General features: G+C 68.6%; 3 protein-coding genes and 1 pseudogene. 1 reads left to right on the forward strand and 3 read right to left on the reverse strand.

What is annotated here, in order from left to right; translation table 11 throughout:
* The 3 genes and pseudogenes from D3273_RS27565 to D3273_RS27575 all read right to left on the reverse strand — a co-directional run.
* On the reverse strand, positions 1-934 hold a 934-nt coding region (locus D3273_RS27565), incomplete at its 3' end, for an aminotransferase class I/II-fold pyridoxal phosphate-dependent enzyme (RefSeq protein WP_129230220.1).
* 50 nt (positions 935-984) lie between these two features.
* Positions 985-1,224, reverse strand: a pseudogene (locus D3273_RS27570) (aldolase); the annotation flags it as partial.
* On the reverse strand, positions 1,212-1,913 hold the full coding sequence (locus tag D3273_RS27575) for a haloacid dehalogenase type II (protein WP_129230222.1): 702 nt from the start codon (positions 1,911-1,913) through the stop codon (positions 1,212-1,214). The pseudogene D3273_RS27570 and the gene D3273_RS27575, both read right to left, overlap by 13 nt.
* A 73-nt stretch (positions 1,914-1,986) precedes the next feature.
* Here D3273_RS27575 and D3273_RS27580 point away from each other — a divergent pair.
* A partial coding sequence (locus D3273_RS27580) for a LysR family transcriptional regulator (protein ID WP_129230224.1) occupies positions 1,987-2,140 on the forward strand: 154 nt, incomplete at its 3' end.

The following is a 2,140-nucleotide window of genomic DNA, read 5'->3' on the forward strand; positions in this document are numbered from 1 at the left end:
AGACGCTTGATGAGCCGTCGAAGTCCCGGCACCAGAGTTCGTGGCCGGGACTGCCCGGCAGCGCGGGGTGCAGGACGCTCTCGACCTCGGGCCGTTTGGCCAACCAGCGCGCCACTGCCAGCGTCGTTCGCTCCAACCGTTCAAGGCGCAGTCCCAGAGTTTGCAATCCGCGGAGGGCCAAGCTGCAGTCGTCGGGCGACACTGCCAAGCCGAGCAGGCGATGCATTTCGCCGATAGCAATGCGGTGTGCCTCGTCGCGCACCGACACGGTCCCGAGCAGGATGTCGCTATGGCCACCGACGTACTTCGTCAGTGCCTGCATGCTGATGTCGACACCGTGTGCGAAGGCGTCGAACAGGACGCCCGCCGCATAGGTGTTGTCCAGTGCGACGCTGACCCCGCGCCGGTGAGCCGCTTCGACGAGCGCCGGGACGTCCTGCACCTCCATGGTGATTGAGCCGGGACTTTCGCACCACAGCAGCGCGGTCTCGGGGCGGATAAGCCGATTGATACCCACTCCGACCATCGCAGGGTAAGTCTCGACGTCGACGCCGAGCTTCGCGAGCAGCCCCGAGGCGAGTTGCGCCGCGGGACGATAAGCGCTGTCGGGCACCAACACGTGCGACCCCGCCCGACAATGGGCCAGGAAGATGAGCGCGATGGCGGCTTGGCCGCCCGGCACCACGAAGGTCTGGTGGGCGCCCTCCAGCTCGGCGATCCGCCCGGCGAGCTCCCGGGTCGTGGGCGTCCCGTAAAGGCCGTAGGTGTAGCCGTTGTCCGCCGTCCAATCGTCACGCGCATCGGCGAGGCGATCGAAGACCACGGTCGATCCCCTGAGCACCGGCGTCGCCAGAGAGCGGAAGGCCGTCGACACTCGAACGTCCGAATGGATCAGGCGAGTCTTCCAACCCGTGCGCGGGACGCGTTCGGACATGATTGTGCATCTTCAGGAATGCCGCAGTGCGGCCAGGGTGTCGGAGGGGTTCAGGTCGCGAAAGCCGGATCGTCGCGCATCAGCACGCGCTTGACGCTCTCCAGGTGTAGGCGGGCGCTTTCGGGATCGCCTTCGCGCATCTGGGCGGCGACGCGCCGGGCGACATCGGGATCGACGGCGCGCAGCGGCCGGCCGGTGCTCAGCGCTTTGACTTGCACCTCGGCGGCCCGCTCCAGGTAATAGAGGTCGTCCCAGGCTTCGGCGATTGTCGGCCCCGTCACATCCATCCCGCGTCGCGGAACAGCGACGGCAGGCCGTCAAGGCTCGGCAGCACGGCCTGGGGGCGGTAGCCGTCCACCGGTCTGCGGCCCGTGCCGCGATCGATCCACACGTCCCGCAGGCCGAGTTCGCGCGTGGCGACTAAGTCGAGGTGCGGGCTGGCGCAGACGTGCACCACGGCGTCGCCTCCGACGCCGAGCGCGGCATGCGCGAAGTCGAAGATGCGTCGCGACGGCTTGTAGGCGCCGGCCTGCTCGGCCGTGACCACGCGATCGATGGTGCCGCCAAGCTGGGCCACGTTGCCGGCGATCACGTCGTCGTCGGTGTTCGACACGATGCAGAGCCGGAAGCCGGCCCGCTTCAGCGCGGCTAGCGTGTCGACGACCTCTGGAAAGGGCGGCATGCGGCCGATCGCGTCCGTCAGGATCGCGGCGTCGGCGGCGTCGACCTCCGCGCCGAGGTCGCGCAGGGCGAGCCCGAGCGCCTCCCCGGCGATGGCACGGAAGGTGCGGTGGAGCGGCGTCTGCTCCAGCGCGTGCTCGTGCCGGTCGTAGGTCGCGATCAGCCGCTCGGCGTCGACCGCCCGCGCCTTGCCGGCCAGGACGGTCGCCACGGCGGCTCGCAGGCCCTCATCCCACTGGATCAGCGTGCCGTAGCAGTCGAAGGTGAGCCAGGTCGGGCGGGGTGTTCCGGACAGCATGAACGGGATCCGTGGACAGGTCGCGAGCGGAGCTGTAGCAGCGGATATGCCCATTCGGAAATGAGATGATCCGATGCTGTCTATCGATTATGCAAATGCCGCGTCGCTCGATCTCGACCTACTGCGCAGCTTCGTGGCCGTGGTGGACGTAGGCGGCTTCACGCGCGCGGGGGCCCGCGTGCACCGGACCCAGTCGACGGTCAGCCAGCAGATCCGCAAGCTGGAGG

The sequence above is a fragment of the Lichenibacterium minor genome (assembly GCF_004137685.1).
In the GTDB taxonomy this organism is placed as follows: Bacteria; Pseudomonadota; Alphaproteobacteria; order Rhizobiales; family Beijerinckiaceae; genus Lichenihabitans; species Lichenihabitans minor.

Bases quoted from the DNA above. Each gene is read 5' to 3' on its own strand.
- D3273_RS27575 (WP_129230222.1), bottom strand. From the start codon at position 1,913: ATGCTGTCCGGAACACCCCGCCCGACCTGGCTCACCTTCGACTGCTAC.